Here is a 5936-nt window from a genome sequence, read left to right as displayed (position 1 = left end):
GCACGAGATTCGGGCTAAGATTCGTATCTTCTAGCTACCAATGCTTTATTTCCAACTTCTAATGCTTCTTTCACTACTTGTAGCTTAAATTCCTTCGAATGTTTTCTTCGTTTCATATAGATCAAAAGCTCCCTTCATTTGGTCACTTCGATTATAAAAAACACCTTATCGAGTGTCCAAATTCATTAGGGGGCTAATGAGTGAGTGCCTTTTTTAATCTTAAAAGCCTTTACAAATATGTAGAGTTTGCATATCTTGTTCAGCTGATTCGAAAGGAACTTTAAACAATACTGTATACAATTCGTTACATCATATATATCCCTTTCGATTACTATCTTATTTATGATTTCGCTCTTTTAATAACCTTGTAATTTTTGTGATTAACGACCGTTTTAATTGGTTCTTCAGTATTTGGGTTTGTTCCAATCTCAACAATAACTGAATTTTTACGAACGATTACAACTTTCCCTTTTTTCCTTTTCTTTATTCCTCGTTTAATTTCAATTGTGTCCCCAACATTTGCTTTATTTACTTTAACATTTTTCCTTTTTTTCAGTTGTTTCAGCGACTACCATATGATCCGCCATAGCTATATGCCTCTCTTTTTCGTTCCAATAATTTATTACATTTTAATATTTATATCATACGGCAAATTTATCATTTTACGTGCTTTACAACTTTGTCAGAAAATAGCGGTTTACCCTTCAAATCATTGAAACGACAGGATTGCAGGAAAGAAAAGACTCGCCTGTTTTGAAAACAAGGTGAGGTGGTAAGTTAAAAACCTTGGACAATGGGGCATTCATATTGTATTCACTCCCCTTCTGATCACCTTTATTTTAGTAAAAGAAATATTATTTTTTCACAAACATTATCTGAAAAAGTTTCATTCATTTGTTTAGATCCATTCATTTGATCGTTTTACAAGATACACCCCAATCTTTTTTGCCAGGATATTTAATTTAATTCAATCACTAAAATGACCAGTGGCGTTTCTTATTGTTGACGAAACAATTGAAGCACAAAGTCTTTCATATCTACTAAACGTGGAAATTTTGGAGTGGCCGTGGTTCCTGCAATCACCAGCGGGACAAGAGATTCCTGTTTGTGTAAAGAACCGTGGGCTGAACCGCCAAGGTGAAATGGTGTGGATTGGGCTTTGAATTCACAACCAGGCTTGGCATTGACCACTATAAATCGGCCCGGATGAGAATGTAATGCCCCATACAGCCGTGCTAATGCATCTGGATAATTTCCATAAAACACCTTACCCTTATCCGTAATGTACAAATCTAGAAGATCCGTATTCCCTTCTATGGACCAAGTCTGTTCATATATATCGGTGTATTCTCCACCTTTGTTATACCGTAACGAACCTGGTCTTATGCCAGAAACTACGTTAATGTAGTCCCCGTCTTTCCAGGAAATAATATCAATACGTGCATCATTTCTTAGCCGTTCGATAATAACAGATAGAGGTAAATCCCTATCTAATACATAAATGTAAGCCATACGCTGGTTGACACAAAGTACAAGCTGATCTTTTTCGTGAATTGGGCGCTCTAGACGAGCTATACGATATTTTTTCAGTATTTTACGTAAATCAATAATAAATTTACTGTAATTGAAACCCATCATTGCATGTCCGTTATCTCCCATAACCATCCATACGTTCCGATTAACTGCTTCTTCCCAACTAGGATACAAATTCAATGTTTTTTGGATTTCACGGTCAATTTGGGCGATTCCTTTTATATCCATTGGACCTTTGAAATGAATACGCAAGTCCAGATCCTGAAACATACATACAGTAAACCCCGGAAGTTTGTTCTTGCGGATTAAATAACGCAGCTCTCGGGCTGTAAATTTATAATTTCCGGCAGCTATTTGCGGTACTTTACTCCACGGCCGGAGTTTTGAAAAAGCCCCTAGGGAGAAAATTGGTGTCGCCTTTGTTGTCAACTCGCTATCCTGATGGTGGGTCATGGTGCTAAGTAACCGTGGAACATGCAGTCGTTGAGGAGTATTACCGCGATATACAAAGGAATTGATGGAGGCCGACGGAATTCCCATTTCAGCCAAGTCTTCATAGATTGTGGTAACATCGCAGTTCAAATGCTCGTTATTCAGTCGGTATAACATATTATAGATGACCTGGTGCATTCCTAACTTAAAGGCTTCTCGAAATCCCGTACCATAATTAATCATCTTTTTTTGGGATTCATCAAACCAGTTTAAGCCAGGAATGTGATGTTGGTCAGCATATGTTCCCGTCAAGAGACTGCTGTCAATGGTTACCGACATTGTCGGAAATGAACTAACCATATTGGAGATATAACAACCTTTTTCCATCAAAAATTGCAAAGCAGGAGCACGTCCGGTTTGCACAGCCACTTCAGCGGGTAGGACATCAATGTATCTATGATCAGTAAAATCACCGGTTTGGGTAATTGTGGTTTTTTATTATTCATATGGATGTCTCCTCATTTTTCATCGATGATTAACTAGATGGTTTGCTTTCGTGAATGGGAAACCACAAACCTATATGTATGCCGGAAACGATAAATCACAGTACTAGTAAATTTGTATTGGACCGCGATATCATCGAACTAGGTCGATCGGTTCAATAAAAGTTTCCGTATTCTCCTCAATGTAACTCAGGATTCAGTAGTTCGAAATATCTTTAACATGGTAAAGATTTTTCTCCTGGAAATTTTACAGTAATAATTTGTCCCTAGAAAAAATGACTATTCATGTAAATATGATATAATTATAAAACTTCGTTAATTTGTAGATCGCAATTCATTAGTAAAAAACCAAAATAAAGCACTACGAAAATGTAGTGCTTTTAATCAGTTGCTATAAGCTCTTGTGTATTTAAATTACGTACAGATAAAGTTTCTGATCTGTGAATAGTTATAGCGAGCTCTTTGGCTCCGTCCATTTTGCCATGTATATCCCGAAACACTATTTTGTCTTATCTCTGTAGGGAAAAACCATATATCCCTCCCAAATGGAGTTTGAAATCTTAACCCGAGTAAGCCCCATCTTCCTAAACATTGACACATCGAAGCCCGGATTTGATTAGACGGCAATACAATTGAAAAAAAGGTTTGAGGAATTTGTTGGGCAAATTGTTGAGGCGGTGGAAAGGTTGGAGCTTGCCTATCAACGGTGTTTACATCATGTGAAAAGTCATCAATAAAATGGTTATATCCAATATAAGGGTCAGATGAATATTGATAATACATTTAAAGGTTTACCTCCTCATTTTCCTAAAGATGTAAACAGTGTATTCCTAAAAAAATAAAAAAGTGTCAAAACAAGCTCATCATAAATCCTAACGGAATAACCATTCCATTTTATTTAAGCAGTAGATAAATATATTTACTTTTATCATCATAAAAGAACTCAAAAAAAATTAGGCAACCTTAGCCCAGTTAAGAATCGAGCTAAAGTTGCCTAAGAAATCAATGATGATTAGATTGACTCCTTTTTCAGCTTACAGACTACTTAGTTGGTTGCCTAAAGCTTTGTTAAGTCCTTTCCTTGACAAGCTCCAGGGAGACCAACTACTATTGCCAAAGCTGAAGAGGACACTTTTTTCTAGTGTCTACTTGACAGGGGTATATCCATTTTTCTACCTAAGCGTTCTGTCTTAGCAACATTCAACGCAGCAGTTATCTTCACAGCATGATTCTTGTTGTTCTTTGTCATTCACTTCAACGATTTGTACATCACAGCATGCATCGTTGTTTTCTTTTATTATAAATAGACGTTTGAACATGATTCTCACCTCCTTTAAATGACGTAAAATAACCATCCGGACAACGTAGACATGGTGATCACCGAAACGACAAAGGCTAACACCAATTTCTTTTTAAATATGCTTTGTAATAACGTAACTTCTGGCAAACTTGCTCCAGCTGAACTGATCAATAACGCCATGACGGGGGCAATGGCCATACCTTAAGAAATCAGCATATGGGAAATCGGAATCATCGTAGACAAGCGGACATACAAAGGTATTCCGATAATAGCTGCAATTGGAACCAACCACCATTGTTCACCACCTAAATAGGTGATCAACCATTCTGTTGGAACAACCTCATGGATCAATGAGCCGATTGCTGCACCGATGAGTAAAAACGGATAGACGGATTTCATTAACTGACTTGTTTCGTGTAGTGCTGCGCGAAAATGGATTCGCTCAGGTAACTTGGCTTTACCTTTCACGATGACGTTTTTCACTTCTTTTTCAAACCCAAGGATTTCTAATGCAAAACCAATGAAGATGGAAAACAGGGCAGTGATAATCGCGTATGCCACAGCTACTTTTAAACCTAATGTGGCTGCCATTAATGTTAAGATGGTAGGGTCTAGTACAGGCGAGGCAAACAAAAATATCATGACAATGGCAAATCGAATTTTTTGATTCAACAAGTGAACAACAATTGGGATGGTGGAGCAGGAGCAAAATGGAGTGATGAATGCAAACAATACCGCTATCAACGCTCCAAAAATTGAATGATTGTTCTTTAACCATTTCTCCATTTTTTTATATGGTATTACCCCTTGAATCAAGTACATAAGAAACGAAACACCAACAAATAGAACCGTTAATTCGATGCTAATCGATAAAAACGTCATCATAAAATCTTTCAAGTGGTTTCTCTCCCTTTCATTTTATTTGCAATATGCAAATGTTATTCGTAAATATTGGCAAGTTCCTTTACTTGCCTCCATACATCGGTTGACAACAAACACTGGATTTAGCCATACACTCATTCAGTAAACGAATCGAACGAAGAACGGTTTCTTTTTCAAATTCGCTCATATGTGAGAAGACTTCTTCCAAATACGCGGTTATTTCCGCATCGATTTTGGTTGCCACCTTGTTTCCTTCCTCTGTAAGAGAAAGAATAAAAATACGACGATCCTCCGGATAAGGTGTCTTTCTTACCAATCCCATTTGCACTAATTTTTGAATTTGTCTGCTTAATGTAGTGATATCCATCGCCATCGCATTTGCAAGCTCTTGAACGGACGGCTGCTTCAAACGGTCGATCTCGTATAAAATATGACTTTGCACTAATGAGATATCCACGTCATCTAAAGAGCAGCAATTTTTATTCAAAAGTCCGAATCGCTTTGCCATGGTTTGGAACAAATCACGAAAATTTTCCATGTTTTCACCTCTAGATTAGTAATATCATATTTATTTGTATTTTGCAAATAAAATTCAAGATTTTCTTTTCCTAATTATTGACCACTTATCTTTTTAATAAGACAATACAGCAAAAAAATAACGCTCAGAACGAATTCTGAGCACGTTTTTAATGTCAGTGTGGTTTCTTGACTTATATAATTACATCACATATTAAATATAAACCCAACAATCATCATCACTAAACCAAACAAACTAGCCCCTCGCTTGATGCTTTTATTTTCTTCTGGCTTCAAAAACAAGCTAATTATAAATCCTAACGGGATGACAAATCCATTAACATTAACGTAAAAAATACCCAGAATATAGTATCCGATAAGCTTTAATCCAAGTAAATGTTCATCCACTTCTCGGTTTTTGTAAAAAAAAACTAACACAACAGCAACTAAAATGATTCCTAAAAACGACATCATTTCTCCTTTCTATTCCCCTGAATATCAAATGGCACGCTCATTTTTTTCATTCGGAGAAAAAATTTTTTCTTGTGCCTTTCCATATATTATTCATTTTGTTAATTCTTCGTTTCTATCATATTATCGGTTTAATAAATGATGTATGGTACTCCTCTTTTTAGTTATCCAAAGGCGCTCATATCGGTTGGTTTCATGGTATATGAAAGAATTTGAGCCAACGTAATTCTTTTAATATCTAAAAACAACAAAATAACTTATGAACGTTTAAAAAAAACGATTCATCACCACATTTTGTG

6 protein-coding genes and 2 pseudogenes are annotated in these 5936 nt (G+C 36.3%); all 8 read right to left on the bottom strand.

Going from position 1 to position 5936, the window contains the following annotated elements; translation table 11 throughout:
* Positions 1 to 23: 23 nt before the first annotated feature.
* Positions 24 to 116 (bottom strand): annotated as a pseudogene (locus ABES52_RS16860) (transposase); the annotation flags it as partial.
* 224 nt (positions 117 to 340) lie between these two features.
* Positions 341 to 556 carry a DUF2187 family protein gene (locus tag ABES52_RS16855; RefSeq protein ID WP_429652473.1) on the bottom strand — a complete coding sequence of 72 codons (216 nt, stop codon included), beginning with the start codon at positions 554 to 556 and terminating at the stop codon, positions 341 to 343.
* A 440-nt stretch (positions 557 to 996) separates the two neighbouring features.
* A complete protein-coding gene (locus ABES52_RS16850; protein WP_429652472.1) occupies positions 997 to 2325 on the bottom strand; it encodes an alkaline phosphatase family protein in 1329 nt (442 codons plus the stop codon).
* 557 nt (positions 2326 to 2882) lie between these two features.
* Positions 2883 to 3251 carry a hypothetical protein gene (locus ABES52_RS16845; RefSeq protein WP_429652471.1) on the bottom strand — a complete coding sequence of 123 codons (369 nt, stop codon included), beginning with the start codon at positions 3249 to 3251 and terminating at the stop codon, positions 2883 to 2885.
* A gap of 407 nt (positions 3252 to 3658) precedes the next feature.
* Positions 3659 to 3787 (bottom strand): hypothetical protein, encoded by a 129-nt coding sequence (locus ABES52_RS16835; protein WP_429652470.1) that lies wholly within the window; start codon positions 3785 to 3787, stop codon positions 3659 to 3661.
* A gap of 14 nt (positions 3788 to 3801) precedes the next feature.
* Positions 3802 to 4653: pseudogene (locus ABES52_RS16830) on the bottom strand (permease).
* 79 nt (positions 4654 to 4732) lie between these two features.
* Positions 4733 to 5188, bottom strand: a complete 456-nt coding sequence (locus tag ABES52_RS16825) for a MarR family winged helix-turn-helix transcriptional regulator (protein WP_429652469.1) — start codon at positions 5186 to 5188, stop codon at positions 4733 to 4735.
* A gap of 185 nt (positions 5189 to 5373) precedes the next feature.
* The gene (locus tag ABES52_RS16820) at positions 5374 to 5637 is read right to left on the bottom strand and encodes a hypothetical protein (protein WP_429652468.1); all 264 of its coding nucleotides are present in this window, start codon (positions 5635 to 5637) and stop codon (positions 5374 to 5376) included.
* Positions 5638 to 5936: the final 299 nt, after the last annotated feature.

It is taken from the genome of Aeribacillus pallidus, assembly GCF_050478865.1.
Lineage (GTDB): Bacteria > Bacillota > Bacilli > Bacillales > JACDOC01 > JACDOC01.
Note: the sequence above shows the minus strand (reverse complement) of the source record. Positions and strands in the feature narration are given on the sequence as shown.